A 16,752-nucleotide genomic window follows, 5' to 3' on the forward strand; every position below is an offset into this window, starting at 1 on the left:
GCGGAGCGCGGCGTCGATCGCGACGGCTTGGCAACGGGCGCTCCGGGCGGCGGTACCTTGGCGGCTCCTTTGACTGATCGCCTCCTGACGCCTGACTTTCCTGGCTCCATCGACGACCGTCTTTCGCGGGTTGGCGCAGCAGCGCGCAACCCGCTTGTTTGAGATTCGATCGCCGAGCCTATCGCAGCGAACCCAGAATCGAGAAGCGAAGCAGTGTCGCGCCTTCCACCACAGCTTCCACGAAAGGTTGCACCGCGGACTCGCGCGTTGCGCCATGTTGACACAGCAACATCGCTCGCATATTCATCGTGAAAAGCCCGCTGTTCACGTGCGGACCAAGGGGATGACGCCCGTGCTTCCATCAGAGATGGACGCCGCTCTGCGCACTATGACGCGCTCGCGGCGGGATGGTTTTGCGCGCAGCCGATTGTGCGTTGCGCATCGCAATCGCGAGATCATTTCCCTCGGCAACAACTTCGCAAATGACTCTGATGACGCGACGCCTCGCGGGGCGGGCGTCGCGTCGGGGCGCTTTCGTTCAACCGTCAACGATGAAACCGGGAGGGACTGAGATGAAACGACTGCTTCTTGCATCGACCATCGTCGCGGGCTGGGCGTCTATCGGCGCGCAGGCCACCGCGCACGGACTGCCGCCGAGCGGCGTGGCTCCGCGCTCATCCTGCACCGGCCTCACAGGGCTGACATTGCCGAATACACAGATTCTGAGCGCGACGCAGAAGTCGGGCTATTGCAACGTGATCGGCATCATCAACAAGCGGGTCTCGACGCAGGATCCCGATCATTTCACCTACGGCATCGGATTCGCGCTGAACCTGCCCACCACCTGGCATGGCCGCTTCGAGATGATGGGCGGCGGCGGCACCGATGGCAGCCTGCAAAGCGATCCGCAGGGCGCGGCCGGCGTCGAGCTCGGCCAAGGCTGGGCGGTCGCCGTCGATGACGGCGGTCATGAGGACACCGCGCCCAACCCGCTCGGTGCATATCAGGACGATGACGCAAATGCCGGAGGGTCCGCGCATTTCGCGATCGACGCCCGCGCGCGCAGTGACTACGGTTACGACGGCATCGAGAAGACCGCGACGATCTCGAAAAAGATCATCGCCTATTATTATGGTCTCGAGACCGTCTATTCCTACATCATGGGATGTTCGAACGGCGGTCGCGATGCCATGGTCGCGTCGCAGCGATCGCCATGGCTGTTCGATGGCGTGATCTCGCAAAACCCTGGCTTCAACCTGCCGCAGGCGGCGCTCGCAGAAGCCTGGAACGAGCAGGTGCTCGGCCCGCTCGCCACCAGCAAGGATCTCAGCGGCCAGCCGTTCATTCCCGACACCTTTCCGCAACAGGACCTGCAGGTTGCCTCGGCGGCGATCCTGAGCGCCTGCGATGCACTCGATGGCCTCGTCGACGGGATCGTCGACAATTATCACGCCTGCACGGCCAGGAAAGTCTACCCGGCACTCGCCAGCTACACCTGCGGCACCGGCTCGCACGGTAGCACGGCGCATGGCGGCAGCTGCCTGACCAGCGCGCAGGTCGATGCGTTGAAGAAGATCTATGCGGGACCGGTCAACTCGAAAGGCCAGCGGCTCTATTCGAACTGGTTCTGGGATGCCGGAATCTGGACGCCGCCCACCGCACAGGGCGCGGGCTGGGGAGCCTGGAACGTGGTCACCGCGCTGGTGCCGAAGGTCAACACCGCAATCAACCTGACGCTTGGTGCGGGAGCGATCCCGATGATCTTCCAGACGCCCCCCGTGGTCACGCCGGTCGCCGGACCGAACGGCCAGGAAGCCTTCGTGTTCCACTTCAACTTCGACACCGACGCGCCGAAGATCTTCACGAAAACCCAGGCCTATCCGGAAAGTTCGATGGACTTCATGGCTGCGGTCGCGACCGACCTCCGTCCGTTCAGGGCGCACGGCGGCAAGCTGATCATCTCCTCCTCGGTCAATGACGGCATCTTCTCCGGCGCCGCGATTGCCCGCTGGTACCGCAAGATGAATCAGCGCATGGACAACCATGCGACTGACTTTGCGCGGCTGTTCATGGTTCCGAACATGGCCCATTGCGGCGGCGGCGCGGCCACCACGAGCTTCGCGGGCAATGAACTCAAGGCGATCACCGATTGGGTCGAAAGCGGCATTGCACCGGAGCGCATCGTCGCGGCTAACACCAATACCGCTTCGCCCTACCCGACCGGCGGCGTCTTCGATCCGCGAATCGCGCAGAACTTCCCGACCGGAGGCACGCGGCCGTTATGCGTGTATCCCAAGATACCCGCCTACAAGGGCAGCGGCTTGACCAGCGATGCGGCGAACTTCACGTGCGTTGACCCCGGCTTCAGGCCGGGCGGTGACCACGACTTCAATGATGAGGACGACGGGCGCGGAGACGACAGGCACTGAACGAGGCGTCGCGAACGACGCTGACAGGATGCTGCGCGCGGTTCTGCCGCGCGCAGCGCCGTCGAAGCGGTACGCGACTGCATCCACCTCGTCATTGCGAGCGCAGCGAAGCAATCCAGGCTGCCTCCGCGGAGAGATTCTGGATTGCTTCGCTGTGCTCGCTATGACTGGTCACACCGCACGAATTCGGCTGTACTTTCACGGACACAGGACAGGCGTGTCCCCTCGCCTCACGCTGCCTCCTTGTACAGTCCAGCGATGAAGTCGCCGAAGCCAGGCGCGAGCTCCAGCACATAGCCCCATTTGTCCGACATCGCCTCGGCAAGCGTCCAGGGCTTGTCGTATTCGGCGAGCTCGTGGTCGATGAACCAGATCTTGCCGAAATGCGCCTTGTCGATCGTCATGCAGATCGGGTTTCCGCCATGATCGCTCATGATCCACAAGAGCTCATCGACGGTCGGCCATTGCGGGGTCTGACGCGTTTGGATCAGCGAGCAGTCGCCGGCTTGCAATCCGAGCACCTCATTGACCGCACCGGCCCAATGCCCTTGGGGCCAGTTGAACTCGGCCGAGCCATTGAAATAGCCGCCGGCGCAGGCCAGCAGGAATTGGCGATATTCATCCGGCAAGCGGCAACCGATGGATTTTTCAAACTCCTCGAGCATTGCAAGCGTCGGTTGCTCGGTGCCGGCGCGATCGACGCCTGCAATGAATTCCGCGATATCCATGCGATCCCAATTCCCTCGGCGCGCCAATGCGCCATGCCTTTGTCGCAGCCGCCGCGAGGCGGGTTCGAGCAAGAACGGGATAGGCAACGCACGCCGCCGCTCAGAGCAGCTTCGCGCTCACGAACAACGCGCGCACAGCGTTGGTCGCCTGCACCACGAGCATCGCGTCGCCGGCCGCACCTTCGAGCGCGTGGACAGCGTCCTCATGCAGCGAGCGGAATTCCATCCACTCGACCGATTTGAAGTTGGTGAGGAATTGATAGGCCTGGCCGACGCTCGCAATCGCCAGCGTGTCACCGTTCAGCTTGATCTTGAACGTGGTGCGCAGCGGGGTCTGGGAGCTTGACGGATCAGTCATGGGCTGCTTCTGGACGACAACGGCTTAAGGAAGCGGAAACGGCAGCCCCGCCCGTGGCAGGCGAATATCAGGAGTCGGTGCTGGCGCGCTGCGAGGCGGTCGCCGATCCACGCAGGCTCGGCACGACGACCAGGCGGTTGAACTCGCCGTTGTCGTAGGCCTTGAGAAAACGATCATAGTCCTTGATCGAGACGCAGCCGTTGGAATCGCCGCGCGGTCCGAGCATATAGGTGTGGGTGAGAAGGCCGACACGGCCGAGCGCGCTGGTGCCGTCCGCGGGGGTCATGCGCAGCGCCCGAACACCGTGGAACAGCTTTTCGCGCGGCTTGAGATCGTAGGTCGCGGGCGGGGTCGCACCGACCATGCGCTGGTCGACATGCTCGGGGTCGTCCATCAGCGCGCCCATGCCGGAATGGGCTTCGATCGTGACGCCGTTCGGCAAATAGAGCGCCTTGGCCGAGATGTCATAGACCGCCGTGCGCGAATCGTAGCCGAGAGCGGCGAGATCGGGCGCCTTGCCGAACAGTCCGCTATCGGGAGTCAGCGAGGCCAGCTTGATCTTGTCGGTGAATTTTTCGAGGAAGTTGCGGTTGTCGATCCTGGGATTGGTGTCGGCATAGGCCTGGCTGGAGGCGATCTGGGAAGCGAGATCCGCCTGGATCGGCCGCGAGCGCGGCGTCGGCACGGCATCGGCCCGTTGCGAGGGCCTCCTCTCGTCGACCACGGACTTGTCGTCGTCAGTCAGGGTCGACCGCCAATCGTCGCCCTGGAGCTTTTGCGCCAGCATCGCCTTGGCATCCCGCAGCTTGAGCTGAACCGCATTCAGGGCGGAGCGCTCCAGCATGCGAAGGCCGCTGTCACGAGCGGGCTGGGCGCCCGACAGCGAGGCGAAACGGTCGTCAAATGAAGGGGCACTGGCTGGCGGCAGTGCGGCCGAGACCAGCGGGGTTGAATCGTTCACGTCGGCGAGCCAGGCGGCAGCGCCCATCGACAGCGCAATCGCGGCGAGAGACAGCAAAATTGTCTCGGCCCGCCCAACACGGCGGCGCGACAACAGCCTCTCGGCTCCTGCGGTGTCGGAAACCATCAGATCCCCAAAATCGACCCCTGGGGGAGCCCACCCCCACCCAGAGACTCTATACCAGCTACCACATTGGGAGCCAAAAGTTAGGCATAATCGCGGCGGGCGAGGTACCCCAGAGGTAGCTAATGACCGATCCTTTCGACCTAAATCGGTTCGTTCTGGCCCAAAACCCGGTCTATCGCCTCGTCCAGGGCGAGCTGTCGCGGGGCCGGAAGCAAAGCCATTGGATGTGGTTCATCTTCCCGCAGCTCGCCGGTCTCGGCTTCAGCGCCATGTCCCGGCGCTACGCCATCGCCTCGCGGGCGGAGGCCAGCGCCTACCTCGCCCACCCCGTCCTCGGTCGCCGCCTCCTCGAATGTACGGGCCTGGTCCTCGCGGTCGAAGGCCGGACCATCGATGCGATCCTGGGTGCACCGGACGACGCAAAATTCCGCTCGTCGATGACGCTGTTCGGCGCCGTTTCAGACAATCCCATTTTCGGCGAGGCGATCGCCCGATATTTCGCGGGCGAGCGCGACGGCGCGACCCTGGAGATCCTCGCCGCCCTCGATCGACAGGAGACGTGAGCGCCACTGCCGCTGCATTCAACGTAAACCCGGGATTAACACCGGCTGCCTATCGTCCGGGCAGAACTAATTTTCTGCCAGTGCCAGTTGCCGGACCAATCATGAAAATCGGTACGCTTCTCACCACCGCTATCGTCTCGCTCTCGACCGTCGGCGGCGGCCTCGCGGTCTACGTCGCGGTGACGAAATACCAGACGATGGGCAGGATTGGGGAAGCACAGGGCCGGTTGGCGATCGTCCGGGCCGTGAGCGACATCCCGCGCTATCTCAACCCCGAGCGCGGCTTCGCCACCAACATCCTGTACGGACCTGCGACCGTCGATCCCGCACAGCTCGCCGAGCATGACAAGCTGCGCAAGCAGACCGACGGCGCACGCGACAAGATGAATGCGCTGCGCAAGGACATGCCCGGCCCGTTCGATGACGGCAACACCATCGGCAGCAACATCGACAGCATCGACTCGAAGTTCACAGCGATACGCGCGGCCGTCGACAAGGCGATCGCGGGACCGGCGGATGCGCGCAAGGAGGCGGCCAGGAAGATCGTCGCCGACAACGCCGTGCTCAACAGCGCTGTAACCGGGCTGCTCAACGAGCAGGTCCGCCGCATGGCGATCCTGAATGGCGACGCCTACCGGCAGGCCAGCTACGCCAATATCGCCATGACACTGCGCGACATCGGCGGCCTCAACGCCAGCCTGCACAAGAACCTGGTCGGCTCGAAGAAGGTGGCGAGTGAGAGCGAGAAGGCCGACATCGCCCGCTCGCAAGGCCGCAACGACCAGATCGTGATGTCGCTCCAGGAGCTGCGCGGCAATCCGGCGACACCCGCCAATGTCGCCGCCGCGCTCGAGACGCTGGAGTCCGCCTATGTCGAGGGGTTCGGCCGTGAACTGAAGCTCGTCAAGGACGGCGCGGCCAGCGGCAAATACGAGCACGACCTCGATATTTATTACCCGGCGTCGCAGCGCGGCCTCGGCGCCATCATCGGCGTGCGCGACGCCTTCTACGACAATGCGGAGCAAATCCTGGCCGGCGCCTCGTCGGCCGCGCGCACGAGCTTCACGGTCGCACTCGCAGGCCTCATCGCCGTGCTGATCGCGAGCGTGGGTCTTGTGGTGACCGTGCGCCGCCGCGTCTGTGCGCCGATTGTCGGCCTGACGTCGCGGATGTCGCGGCTCGCCGAGGGCGAGGTTACCGAAGCTATCCCTGGCGCCGAGCGCTCCGACGAGATCGGGGCGATGGCCGCGGCCGTGCAGGTGTTCAAGGACAATATGATCCGGGCTGACCGGCTCGCAGCCGAGAAGCAGGCCGAGAACGATGGCAAGATGCGGCGTGCGCAGGCGCTCGACGAGCTCACCCGCGCGTTCGAGGCCAAGGTCACCGAGCTCGTCGGCGGCCTGTCACAGGCGTCCTCGACGATGGAGAGCACGGCGCAGTCGATGACCTCGACGGCGGCCCAGACCAATAACCAGGCTGCGGTGGTGGCGGCCGCTTCCGAGCAGACCTCGACCAACGTCCAGACGGTCGCGAGCGCGACCGAAGAGCTGACCTCCTCGATCGCCGAGATCGGCCGCCAGGTCGCACAAAGCACCGAGATCGCAGCCCGCGCGGTCGAGAATGCCCGCCGCACCGGGGACACTGCGCGTGCACTCGCGGAAGGCGCGCAGAAGATCGGCGACGTCGTGACGCTGATCCAGAGCATCGCCGAGCAGACCAATCTCCTGGCCTTGAACGCGACCATCGAGGCCGCGCGCGCCGGCGACGCCGGCCGCGGCTTTGCAGTCGTCGCCGCCGAAGTGAAGTCGCTGGCTGGCCAGACCGCCAAGGCCACCACCGAAATCTCCGAGCAGATTTCCGCGATCCAGAGCGCCAGCGACGAGACCGTGACCGCCATCCGCAACGTCGCCAACGTCATCGCCGAGATCGACCAGATCGGCACCGCGATTGCGGCTGCCATCGAGCAACAGGGCTCGGCGACGAAGGAGATTTCCCGCAGCGTGCAGGAAGCTGCGCGCGGCACCCAGGAGGTCAACACCAACATATCAGGCGTGCAGCGCGCTGCCGACGACACCGGCGGCGCCGCCTCGGACGTGCTGGGCGCCGCCGAACAGCTTTCGGTGCAGTCGCGCGACCTCGCTGGACAGTTCGACCGCTTCCTCAGCGAAGTCAGGGCGGCGTAGCGCGGCTCAGTAAGGCGGCGACTTGCGCGTCCGCTGCGACTTGGCCGCCTCGATCCACCAGAGCAGGTCATCGGCAAAGCGCGGGAACGACCGTTCCAGCGCCTTGCCGCCCTCGCCGATCGGCTCACCCGCCTCCGACAATGTCTGCGCGATCGGGCCGACGCCGATCGTGCTCGACACCACCACCATGCCCATCTCCGACAGCGTGCCGTGCCAAGCGGTCGAGGCGCGCGCGCCGGACAGGCGGCCGGCGGAATAGCTCACGATCGCGGCCGGGCGCCAGAACCATTCCTCCAGGAAATGGTCGGTGAGATTCTTCAATCCAGGCTGAATGCCCCAATTGTATTCGCCGGTGACGAACACAAATCCGTCAGCGCTGCGGATCTGCCCGGCCAGCTTCTCGAGCGCCTCGGGTGCCGTGCCCTTCGGATGTTCCTTGTACATGCGGTCCAGCATCGGCAGGCCGATCGCCTTGGCGTCGATGAACTCGACCTCCTCGCCGCGGGCGCGCAGGCGATCGATGACGAAATTGGCCAGCCGAATGCCCACGCGGTCGGAACGGTAGGAACCGTAGAGGACAAGGATGCGGTTGCTCATGGCTGCGAGGCTAGCACGGAGACCGCTCCGAATCCATTTGCGACACTATCGCCTGCGTCCACGCTCCAGCGTAGCGGAGGGCGTCTCGCCGAACTGGTCGCGATAGCTTCGAGAGAAATCGCTCAGATGCCAGAAGCCGAAGGCCAGCGCGACCGCCTTCACGCTCTCGGCGCCGGCCAGGAGCCGCTGGCGGACCAGCCACAACCGCCGCAGGCGCAAGTAACGGTGCAGGCTCATGCCGCGATAGCGGCGGACGACATCATGCAAGCTGCGGACGGAAAGGCCGAGCTTGCGCGCCAACTCCTCGCTGTAGATGGGCTGGGCGAGGTCATCGGCCAACAGCGCCCGGATGTCCCGAAAGATCTTGAACTGCCGCTCGTCGTTCGGCCGCAGCGTCCAGCGCGCGGGAGCGAGGTTGGCGAACGCCGCGTCGACCGCGCCGAACAGAGACTCCGTCATCGCTGCCGCTTTCAGCGGCACTTCGGCGGGATCGATCGGCTCGGATCCGGCGGCCACCACCTCCCAGACGACCTTCCGCAGCGCGTACAGCGCCAACGGACTGGTCTCCAATATCTTGAAGCTCAAGCGCGTCTCGGGCCAGCCGCGATTTTTCACCTCGGGCCGGAACACGATGGAGGCGACCTGCCGCTGCACCTCCTCAATGGTGTTATAGGCCGCCCCGCTGCTGCCGATGACGATGACCGCACGGTCGCGCTGCGCACCGTTGAAGCGGATCGGGACTTCAAGGTCATCCATCGCAAAACCGACCGCCGTGCAATCCGCGACGAGCTGCGCGTCCACCACGCGCGGAAACGCCCGCGTCACGTTCACGTCGCAAGCGGGCAAGCGCAGAATGATCTGCTCTGCAGAAATCCTTCGCACAAACGGCGTGAACTCAATGTTCAGGCCACGGATCGAACTGCGAAACTCATCGACGTCTGAAAAGCGAAATATCTTTGGCGCCAACGCAGGCGCATCATCAATGCTGGTCATGACAAATGAAAAGCAGCGTCGTGAGACGACGCGATCTGATTTCCCCCTTTCCGGTTGTCCCATGAGACCGGAAGAATCATCCTAACGTCTCTCGATCAGATGGCGAGAGTCGATCAAAGAACAACCCTCGGGGTAGCCTCTGCCAAATTTCGATACCGTTTCAGTGAAGTAGGCGGTGCGCAAATACCTGAAGGACCAAAATGTCAAGTTCAAATTAACAACTTTGAGGCGCAATGGAGCACGTTGAATAGTTGAAGTTATTTCGAATTCAGGCTCCGGCCATGCTGGCACATTCGCCTGCCGATATTCTTGTCGAGTTAGAGGAGGTGGTCGCAGCCGGGCCGCCCGAGCGCTGTGTCCGCATCCTGTCGGGCATCGTTCGTCTGCTCGCCGCGACCAGCGACCGCCAGCAGGAACTGCTCGTCAACGTCGTCGACGGCATCCTCCTTCGCCTCACGCGAGGTGTGGGTGCCAGCGCGTTGATTCACCTGAGCAATGCGCTTGCCGAACTCAGTCCGGCGCCGCGGGCTACCTTGCGACAGCTGGCTTCCCACGAAGATCCGGATGTGGCGTATCCGATTTTGCTCAAATCGCAAGCACTCTCAATGGACGACCTCGAGGCGGTTGCTGCGTCCTGCAGCGAACGCCATCAGCTTGCGATCGCGGGCCGAGACCGGATCGAAGCGGCTGTGGTTGAGGCGTTGGTGAAACGCGGCGGCCGGGCCGTCTGCCTTGCGCTGATCGCGAACCCCGGCGCCAGGTTCTCGAATACCGCTTATGCGCTGCTCGTCGTCAGCTGCGCCGCGGATGACGCGATCACGAAGGCAGTGGCGCTCCGGCCAGGCACGCCCGACGTTGTCGTGCGCAAGCTGCTCTCCGCTTCCCCGGCCAAGGCTCCAGCCAGATCCGATGCCTTCGCAGCGCCGCCTGCGCCGAGCCCGGAGCCCGCTCCCGCTCCACTGAAGCGGCCTTGCTCGGCCGACTATGCGAGCGCAAGGCCGGAGATCGTCGCGCTCAATCGCCTCGGCAAGCTCAACGACTCCTCGGTGAACCGCTTCGCGATCCGCGGCGAGACCGCCAATCTGTTCACCGCCTTGTCGGTGCTCTCGGGGGCGCCGATCGAGATCGTCGAGCATGTCATGACCGATGACGATTGCGAAGGCCTGGTGATGGCGTGCCGGGCTTCGCGCCTGAACTGGCAGACCACGCTGGCGATCCTGAGCAACCGCAGCGGTGCACGTCTTTCCTTCACACAGCGCGAACGCGCGCAGCACATCTTCGAGAGTGTTCTTCTGTCGACCAGCCAGTGGACGGTGCGCTGGGGAGAAATAGCTGCAGGCGCCAGCACAAGCGATCAGGCACAGCGCCGCAGGAAAACGGGGTCCAACCGATGAAGCTCGACGGTCGAAAGGCGTTTCGCGTACGGATGGATCACAAGCAGTCGGTCAATTTGATGGGGTCCGACGGCACGTGGCGGCGCAAGTGCGTCCTGCTCGACGTTTCGCAGAGCGGCGCCAAGATCGAGGTCGAAGGCACGCTCGACGTGCTGCAAGCCAAGGAATTCTTCTTGCTGCTGTCGTCGACAGGGCTGGCGTACCGCCGCTGCGAACTGGTCTGGATCGATGGAACCACCGCCGGCGTCCACTTCATCACCGCGGACGGCAAGAGGCGACCGGTGAGCGCACCGGCGGCCGCCGCGCAGACCTCCGTTCAAAGCAAATAGGCTCTCCGAATTCAGCAAGCCCTCCAACCGGTATAGGTACCCGTGCAGAACGCGCGAACCAGAGCCAGCCCCGTCAATGCCGATAGCGGTCCCCGAACCACGGTATCGGCACGACCATTCGTGCATGTGCTCGCCGATTCCTCCGACAAATTGGCGGGGATCTGCTCGGCCCTCGAACGGAAATTTACCGTTGCGGGCGAACGGCTCGATGCGGAGGCGAAGCTGTCGCAAGTGCCCTACGCCATCGTGATACGTGCGGAGTTGCGTGATTTCGACAACATCGCGGCGATCAAGAAGAGAAGCGGCAAGCTGGCGAAGGTCACGAAGCGCATCTTCCTCGTCGAGCACTCCTCTCATATCAGTATCTCGCAGGCCTATGCGCTCGGTGCAACGCTCGTCCTTGCCGGCCCGATCGACAAGGCCAAGCTGCTCGCGGCGCTGGCTGATCCTGCCGAGGCGACATCCGGTTCGGCAACCGGCGCGACGCAGCCGGACGATGCCGTCGAGACAGCCGCAACCGCCGTCGCGTCGATGTTCACCGCGGTGACACTCGGCGAGCCCCTCGACGTCGATGGCACCAAGGATGCCGGTCGCAAGATCGCAGAGCGCATCACCGAGCACGGCCTCTCCGAATGGCTCACGACCGTCCGGCGCCACCACGAGGGAACCTACCAGCACTGTCTGCTCGTGACCGGCGTGGCGATCGACTTCGGACTAAGCCTCGGCGTCGGCAGGACGGATCTCGAGCGCCTCTACTCGGCCGCGATGTTCCACGACATCGGCAAGGCGCAGATCCCGCTTGCGATCCTGGACAAGCCCGGCCGCCTCAGTGCCGACGAGCGCGCCATGATCGAGACGCATCCGGCCGCCGGCTATGACTTTCTGAAGGACCACGACAAGATCACGCCCGAGATTCTCGACGCAGTCAGGCATCACCACGAATATCTCGACGGCAGCGGGTACCCGGACGCGCTGTCCGGGGAGAGCATTAAAGACGTCGTGCGCATTCTCACGATCTCGGACATCTTCGCCGCGCTGATCGAGCACCGCCCCTACAAGCCGACGATGCCACGTACGGAGGCCTACAATATTCTCTGCGGGATGACCGGGAAGCTGGAGAAGGCGCTCGTCACGTCCTTCAAAGACATCGCACTCACCCGCTAAGCACCTGGCGCGGCATACCCGCGAGTCCTGGACTCAATGCGTGGCGCGGAATTTGATGCGGCGCGGGATGGAGCGGGAGGCGAGCCCCTCCGCGAGCAGCTTCATGTCCTCGCGTCTGCCGCTGCGGATCAACCTGCTGAACTCTTCAGGTGAGAACGGAAGACTTGGATCATCATCGATCGGACGCCGCATTCGCGGGCCGAACAACCGTCGAACCAGGCTAGCCAGCCGCCGCATGTCAATTCCCTCGCGCCAGCAACAAACCTTTCTGTCCGCATATTGTTCCTCCCGCGCGATGAAGATTGCAAGAGCCTGCAGGGAGCTCGCACCAAAAATTTGGTGCGGGAATCATCTCCTCCCCGCAGCGTCAGTCAGCAAAGCCGACGTACCGGACGAACTCCTCGTTGCCCTCCCGATCCGAGCGAACCGCGTTCGCCGCGAAGCTATCGTCGGGATAGCCCAGCGCGACGCAGGTCATGATGACCTCGTCCTCGGGGATTCTGGCAACCTCGCGCACGATGTCGGATCGCATGATGCCCTGCCCGTTGATCACGGAGCCGAGGCCACGGTCCCACGCCGCGAGCACGATGCCGTAGCAGAGCGCGCCGAGATCGAAATGACAGACCGCGCCGGGGTCGAGCACGCGGTCATAGCTGAGCACCAGCGACACCGGCGCGTCGAACTGGCGGAAGCCGCGCAGCACCCAATCCTGCCGCATCGGCTTGTCGTCGCGCGCGATCCCCATCGCACCGAACAGTTTCTTGGCGACGTCGACCTGGCGCGTGCGGTGAACGCCCTGATACTCGCCGTGGCTGATGATGTCGCGCTTGACCTTGGCACCCGCGACCATCTCCTGCATATTGCGGTGGCGCACCTGTTCCAGCGGTTGGCCGGTGAGCACATGGACGTGCCAGGGCTGCGTGTTCATCGACGACGGCGCGCGCTTGGCACTTTCGATGATCGCCTCGATCACCGCGCGCGGCACCGGCTCGTTCTTGAAACCGCGCACGCTGCGGCGCGACTGGACCAGCGTTTCGAATTCCACCTTTTGATCTCCCTGGCGCATAGCCGTCCGGCGGTTGCCGATGCGGCGCGCGAAATCTATGCTAACCCGCAAGCAAGACCAAGAGGACCGCACAAGGGGACCGCAAATGGCCGCGCCGCTCGATCCCGTCATCGCCCAGATCATTCCGCTGCTACCGCTGCGCGATCCGACGACGATGACGCCACAGAGCGCCCGCGATTCCTTGCGCGCACTGGCTGCGGCGCGCGCGGCCGTGGCGCCGCCTCCGGTCGATGTCGTGCAGGACATCAAGGTGAAGGGCGGCGCCGGCGCGCGCGATGCGCGCGTTTATCGGATCGGCACCGGTCCCGCGCCGACGGTGGTGTTCTTCCACGGCGGCGGCTGGGTGGCGGGCGATCTCGATACCCACGACCGGCAGGCGCGATGGCTTGCCATCGAGACCGGCGCGGTCGTCATCTCCGTCGACTACCGCCGGCCGCCTGAGACCCGCTTTCCCGGCGCATTCGAGGACGCCTTCGCGGCTGCCAGCGACGTCTTCAACCGCGTCGCGGAATTTGGCGACGACGTCAAGCGCCTCGGCGTTGCCGGCGACAGCGCCGGCGGCAATCTCGCGGCAGCAACCGCGATCGCCTGCCGCGATGCCGGCCTGAGGCTCGCCGCACAATTATTGGTCTATCCCGTGATCGACGTCGTGGGCCGCTACGTCGATCCGCAGGAGAACCTGCGCTATCCGTCACGCGCGGAGAATGCGGAAGGGTATTTCCTGTCGCGCGCCGTGATGGCGTGGTTTGCGGGTCATTATCTCGCCGAACTCGGCCACGCCGCGGACTGGCGGGTCTCGCCATTGCGTGCCGCCTCGCTCTCCGGAGTGGCGCCCGCGGTCGTGACCACCGCCTGGTTCGATCCGCTGCGCGACGAAGGCGCAGCCTATGCGCGGGCGCTGCAGGCGGCCGGCGTGTCGGTGAAGCATCATGAAGGCGCCGGCCTGATCCACGGCTATTTCGGCCTCGGCGACGCGTCCGAAGTTGCCCGGGTCGAGGCGCAACGCGCACGCGCCGATTTCAAGGCGTTGCTCGCGCGCGGGATATGATCGCGTTGCGGCCCGCTGGAATCGAATTGGCACGTCATCTCATGCGTATCCTCATCAGCTTGATCGCAATATTGCTGTCGATCGCGGCGGCCCCGGCCACGCCGCAGACCATCTACTTGCGAAGCGCTGACGGTCGCACGGAGATCGTCGGCTATCTTTTCCAGCCCACCACACCTCGCCCCTGGCCCGCCATTGTCATGCTGCACGGCCGCGGCGGGCCCTACTCCAGCAACGACAATGCCGATTGCACGTATGTCGGCGCCAACATCGCCTCGCCCTGCGACGCCACCACCTTGTCCAAGCGCCATATGATGTGGGGGGAATACTGGTCGGCGCATGGCTATCTGGCCCTGCTGCCGGACAGTTTCGGCCCGCGCGGCAAGGCGCACGGCTTCGGCCGCTTCACCCATGACGATCCCGATCGCGCCGACGTCAACGAGACAGATGTGCGCCCGCTCGATGCCGAAGGCGCCCTTGCCTATCTGCGCGGCCGCGGCGACATCATGCCCGATCAGATTTTTCTTCAGGGCTGGTCCAATGGCGGCAGCACCGCGCTAAACGTGATGATCCGGCAAGGCAGCCAGGTAACGGGCTATCGCGGCACACTCGCGTTCTATCCGGGCTGCGGACAGGCCGCGCTGCTCGCGCCAACCATCTTCACCGCAGCCCCAATTGCCATGTTTCTCGGCGCCGATGACGAGGAGGTGTCGCCGTTGATCTGTCAGCACGTCGCCGACCGGTCGCGGCAGGCCGGCAGCCGCATCGAAATCACCGTCTACCCCGGCGCGACCCATGATTTCGACGAGCCATCGCCGCAGCGGCAGTCCGCGCCTGGCAATCAGGCCGCCATGGACGACGCGCTCGTCAAGGCCATCGCAATCCTCGACCGCTGGAAAAATTGAAACGAAGGCTGGTGCGCGCCGTTCCTGCTTGATTGCGCCACGATTCCGGGTTCCAATTCGCCGGCCATCTTTCGGCTTAGGGAGACACCCATGATGAAACGGATTTTCCTCGCGGCAATCCTTGCCGGCTTTGCAGCAGGCTCGGCCCTCGCGGACGACACTTGCGAGAGCAAGGCGGTCGGCAAGGACGGCAAGGCGCTCGCCGGCGCCGCCAAGACTTCGTTCATGAAGAAATGCAAGCTAGACGCCTGCACGCCTAAGGCGGTCAGCGCGGACGGCAAGCCGCTCGCCGGTGCCGCCAAGAACAGCTTCATGAAGAAGTGCGAAATGGGCGCATAGCGGCGCGCTTCGGCATCGCGACTTCCATGTCGCGAGCAATCAGCAAACGAACTTCGTGATGGCCGGGCTCGTCCCGGCCATCGACGTTCTACGCAGTCGGAGCCAAGATCGTGGATGCAGGGACAAGCCCGGGCAAAGAGCGTTCCCGCACCCGCCGAGCGCGTAAACCAAAATCATCGCCACCCTAGACAGAACGCCTTGGCTGGCGGATCATACACTGCTGAGCGAACAGGGGCGCATCGACGAGGCTTTCCAGGAAAGGTATGCGAGATGTGGCAGTTTCGAGTGCGTGATCAGATCATAGCGACCATGAGCCTGCTGTTCGCGCTGCTCATCAGTTTTGACGTCGCGAACGCAAGAGGTCCCGGTCTGCCCAACGTCATGGTTCTGGCAACCGGTGGCACGATCGCCGGCACCGGCGCGAGCAGCACCACCGTGGTCGGCTACACCGCAGCCACGGTCGGCATCGAGACCCTGCTGAACGCCGTCCCCGAACTGAAAACGGTGGCCAACGTCAAGGGCGAGCAGGTCTTCCAGATCGCCAGCGAGAACATGAACAATGACTACTGGCTCAAGCTCGCAAAGCGCGTCAACACGCTGCTCGCGCAGGACGACGTCGATGGGATCGTGATCACGCACGGGACCGACACGATCGAGGAAACCAGCTATTTCCTGGACCTCGTCGTCAAGAGCAAGAAGCCTGTCGTGATTGTCGGCGCGATGCGGCCCTCGACAGCGATCAGCGCGGATGGGCCGATCAACCTCTTCAACGCGGTGATCCTGGCCGGCAGTGAAGAGGCCGTCGGCAAGGGCGTGCTCGTCGCCCTCAACGATCAGATCAACGCCGCGCGCGAGGTCACCAAGAACAACACCTCGACGGCTGACACCTTCCGCACGCCGGAACTCGGCTTCCTCGGCTACATGCAGGGCAACAAGCCGTATTTCTATCGTCAATCGACGCGACGGCACACAGCGGACTCCGAATTCGACGTTTCCAACCTCGATGTCTTGCCGCAAGTCGACATCGTCTACGGCTATGCCAACATGAACCGCGTCGCGGTCGACGCGTTTGTCGCCGCCGGAGCCAAGGGGATCGTGCATGCCGGCGTCGGTGACGGCAGCCTGGCTCGGCCCGCGGTCGAGCCGGCTCTCGACGAGGCCCGCAAGAAGGGTGTGGTGATCGTTCGCAGCAGCCGGGTCGGAAACGGCATCGTCGCACGCAACGGCGAGGCCAAGGACGACGAACACGACTTCGTCGTCTCGGATACGCTCAATCCGCAAAAGGCGCGCATTTTGCTGATGTTGGCACTGACCAAGACGACCGACACCAAGGAGATCCAACGGATGTTCTACACGTATTAGAGCATCCGAAGCGCAACTTTCACCGCGACACGCCGACTGTTTCGCATCCGTGAAGGTCGCAGGAGAATCTCGCTCGTTCAAGCGAGCGAGTTCGTTGCCAACGTCGCGAACTGCTTGCAGCCCGGATGGAGCGGAGCGCAATCCGGGGCCGGACCAACCGCGTTGCACCACTGCCCGCGTGGCTCGAATCCCGGATTACGCTTACGCTCC

The 16,752-nt window shown here is 64.1% G+C and carries 17 protein-coding genes; 11 read left to right on the top strand and 6 right to left on the bottom strand.

Annotated features, from left to right (window positions below; all coding sequences use genetic code 11):
- Positions 1-274 precede the first annotated feature (274 nt).
- On the top strand, positions 275-571 hold the full coding sequence (locus AB8Z38_RS08200; RefSeq protein WP_369724121.1) for a hypothetical protein: 297 nt from the start codon (positions 275-277) through the stop codon (positions 569-571).
- Position 572: 1 nt separating this feature from the next.
- Positions 573-2,429 (top strand): tannase/feruloyl esterase family alpha/beta hydrolase, encoded by a 1,857-nt coding sequence (locus AB8Z38_RS08205; protein ID WP_369724123.1) that lies wholly within the window; start codon positions 573-575, stop codon positions 2,427-2,429.
- A 230-nt stretch (positions 2,430-2,659) separates the two neighbouring features.
- Here AB8Z38_RS08205 and AB8Z38_RS08210 read toward each other — a convergent pair whose 3' ends face one another.
- From AB8Z38_RS08210 to AB8Z38_RS08220, 3 genes are all read right to left on the bottom strand, one after another.
- Entirely contained in the window at positions 2,660-3,157 is a 498-nt protein-coding gene (locus tag AB8Z38_RS08210; RefSeq protein WP_369724125.1) for an SMI1/KNR4 family protein, read from the bottom strand.
- Positions 3,158-3,257: 100 nt separating this feature from the next.
- Positions 3,258-3,515, bottom strand: a complete 258-nt coding sequence (locus tag AB8Z38_RS08215) for a hypothetical protein (RefSeq protein WP_369724127.1) — start codon at positions 3,513-3,515, stop codon at positions 3,258-3,260.
- 67 nt (positions 3,516-3,582) lie between these two features.
- Entirely contained in the window at positions 3,583-4,533 is a 951-nt protein-coding gene (locus tag AB8Z38_RS08220; protein ID WP_369726771.1) for a DUF2778 domain-containing protein, read from the bottom strand.
- A gap of 191 nt (positions 4,534-4,724) precedes the next feature.
- On the opposite strand from AB8Z38_RS08220, the gene AB8Z38_RS08225 reads away from it, so the two are divergent.
- Together AB8Z38_RS08225 and AB8Z38_RS08230 are read left to right on the top strand one after the other, a co-directional pair.
- Complete coding sequence (locus AB8Z38_RS08225) at positions 4,725-5,165, top strand: DUF1810 domain-containing protein (RefSeq protein ID WP_369724129.1); 441 nt, start codon at positions 4,725-4,727, stop codon at positions 5,163-5,165.
- Positions 5,166-5,266: 101 nt separating this feature from the next.
- The gene (locus AB8Z38_RS08230) at positions 5,267-7,348 is read left to right on the top strand and encodes a methyl-accepting chemotaxis protein (RefSeq protein ID WP_369724132.1); all 2,082 of its coding nucleotides are present in this window, start codon (positions 5,267-5,269) and stop codon (positions 7,346-7,348) included.
- A gap of 6 nt (positions 7,349-7,354) precedes the next feature.
- Here AB8Z38_RS08230 and AB8Z38_RS08235 read toward each other — a convergent pair whose 3' ends face one another.
- Entirely contained in the window at positions 7,355-7,945 is a 591-nt protein-coding gene (locus AB8Z38_RS08235; protein ID WP_369724133.1) for an NADPH-dependent FMN reductase, read from the bottom strand.
- Between the two features lie 45 nt (positions 7,946-7,990).
- A complete protein-coding gene (locus AB8Z38_RS08240) occupies positions 7,991-8,938 on the bottom strand; it encodes a helix-turn-helix domain-containing protein (protein ID WP_369724134.1) in 948 nt (315 codons plus the stop codon).
- Between the two features lie 281 nt (positions 8,939-9,219).
- Between AB8Z38_RS08240 and AB8Z38_RS08245 the strand changes: the two genes are divergently transcribed.
- The 3 genes from AB8Z38_RS08245 to AB8Z38_RS08255 are packed head-to-tail and all read left to right on the top strand — an operon-like array spanning position 9,220 to position 11,825.
- Positions 9,220-10,332: a DUF2336 domain-containing protein gene (locus tag AB8Z38_RS08245; protein WP_369724135.1), complete on the top strand. Its 1,113-nt coding sequence runs from the start codon at positions 9,220-9,222 to the stop codon at positions 10,330-10,332.
- Entirely contained in the window at positions 10,329-10,661 is a 333-nt protein-coding gene (locus tag AB8Z38_RS08250) for a PilZ domain-containing protein (protein WP_369724137.1), read from the top strand. Before AB8Z38_RS08245 ends, AB8Z38_RS08250 begins: the two co-directional genes overlap by 4 nt.
- A 42-nt stretch (positions 10,662-10,703) precedes the next feature.
- The gene (locus tag AB8Z38_RS08255; RefSeq protein WP_369724139.1) at positions 10,704-11,825 is read left to right on the top strand and encodes an HD-GYP domain-containing protein; all 1,122 of its coding nucleotides are present in this window, start codon (positions 10,704-10,706) and stop codon (positions 11,823-11,825) included.
- Between the two features lie 367 nt (positions 11,826-12,192).
- Here the strand turns inward: AB8Z38_RS08255 and AB8Z38_RS08260 are convergent, their stop codons facing one another.
- Complete coding sequence (locus AB8Z38_RS08260; protein ID WP_369724140.1) at positions 12,193-12,870, bottom strand: nitroreductase; 678 nt, start codon at positions 12,868-12,870, stop codon at positions 12,193-12,195.
- 106 nt (positions 12,871-12,976) lie between these two features.
- Here AB8Z38_RS08260 and AB8Z38_RS08265 point away from each other — a divergent pair, with 106 nt between their 5' ends.
- The 4 genes from AB8Z38_RS08265 to AB8Z38_RS08280 all read left to right on the top strand — a co-directional run bounded on the left by AB8Z38_RS08265 (position 12,977) and on the right by AB8Z38_RS08280 (position 16,542).
- A complete protein-coding gene (locus AB8Z38_RS08265; protein WP_369724142.1) occupies positions 12,977-13,939 on the top strand; it encodes an alpha/beta hydrolase in 963 nt (320 codons plus the stop codon).
- A gap of 71 nt (positions 13,940-14,010) precedes the next feature.
- A complete protein-coding gene (locus tag AB8Z38_RS08270) occupies positions 14,011-14,841 on the top strand; it encodes a dienelactone hydrolase family protein (RefSeq protein ID WP_369724145.1) in 831 nt (276 codons plus the stop codon).
- 90 nt (positions 14,842-14,931) lie between these two features.
- Positions 14,932-15,180, top strand: a complete 249-nt coding sequence (locus AB8Z38_RS08275) for a hypothetical protein (RefSeq protein WP_369724147.1) — start codon at positions 14,932-14,934, stop codon at positions 15,178-15,180.
- A 285-nt stretch (positions 15,181-15,465) separates the two neighbouring features.
- Complete coding sequence (locus AB8Z38_RS08280) at positions 15,466-16,542, top strand: type II asparaginase (RefSeq protein ID WP_369724149.1); 1,077 nt, start codon at positions 15,466-15,468, stop codon at positions 16,540-16,542.
- The last annotated feature ends 210 nt before the right edge of the window (positions 16,543-16,752 follow it).

Origin of the sequence: Bradyrhizobium sp. LLZ17, from assembly GCF_041200145.1 — a bacterium.
GTDB lineage: Bacteria > Pseudomonadota > Alphaproteobacteria > Rhizobiales > Xanthobacteraceae > Bradyrhizobium.

Bases quoted from the DNA above. Each gene is read 5' to 3' on its own strand.
- AB8Z38_RS08215 (WP_369724127.1), bottom strand. From the start codon at position 3,515: ATGACTGATCCGTCAAGCTCCCAGACCCCGCTGCGCACCACGTTCAAG.
- AB8Z38_RS08235 (WP_369724133.1), bottom strand. From the start codon at position 7,945: ATGAGCAACCGCATCCTTGTCCTCTACGGTTCCTACCGTTCCGACCGC.
- AB8Z38_RS08205 (WP_369724123.1), top strand. From the start codon at position 573: ATGAAACGACTGCTTCTTGCATCGACCATCGTCGCGGGCTGGGCGTCT.
- AB8Z38_RS08200 (WP_369724121.1), top strand. From the start codon at position 275: ATGTTGACACAGCAACATCGCTCGCATATTCATCGTGAAAAGCCCGCT.
- AB8Z38_RS08245 (WP_369724135.1), top strand. From the start codon at position 9,220: ATGCTGGCACATTCGCCTGCCGATATTCTTGTCGAGTTAGAGGAGGTG.
- AB8Z38_RS08240 (WP_369724134.1), bottom strand. From the start codon at position 8,938: ATGACCAGCATTGATGATGCGCCTGCGTTGGCGCCAAAGATATTTCGC.
- AB8Z38_RS08230 (WP_369724132.1), top strand. From the start codon at position 5,267: ATGAAAATCGGTACGCTTCTCACCACCGCTATCGTCTCGCTCTCGACC.
- AB8Z38_RS08265 (WP_369724142.1), top strand. From the start codon at position 12,977: ATGGCCGCGCCGCTCGATCCCGTCATCGCCCAGATCATTCCGCTGCTA.
- AB8Z38_RS08210 (WP_369724125.1), bottom strand. From the start codon at position 3,157: ATGGATATCGCGGAATTCATTGCAGGCGTCGATCGCGCCGGCACCGAG.
- AB8Z38_RS08250 (WP_369724137.1), top strand. From the start codon at position 10,329: ATGAAGCTCGACGGTCGAAAGGCGTTTCGCGTACGGATGGATCACAAG.
- AB8Z38_RS08225 (WP_369724129.1), top strand. From the start codon at position 4,725: ATGACCGATCCTTTCGACCTAAATCGGTTCGTTCTGGCCCAAAACCCG.
- AB8Z38_RS08275 (WP_369724147.1), top strand. From the start codon at position 14,932: ATGATGAAACGGATTTTCCTCGCGGCAATCCTTGCCGGCTTTGCAGCA.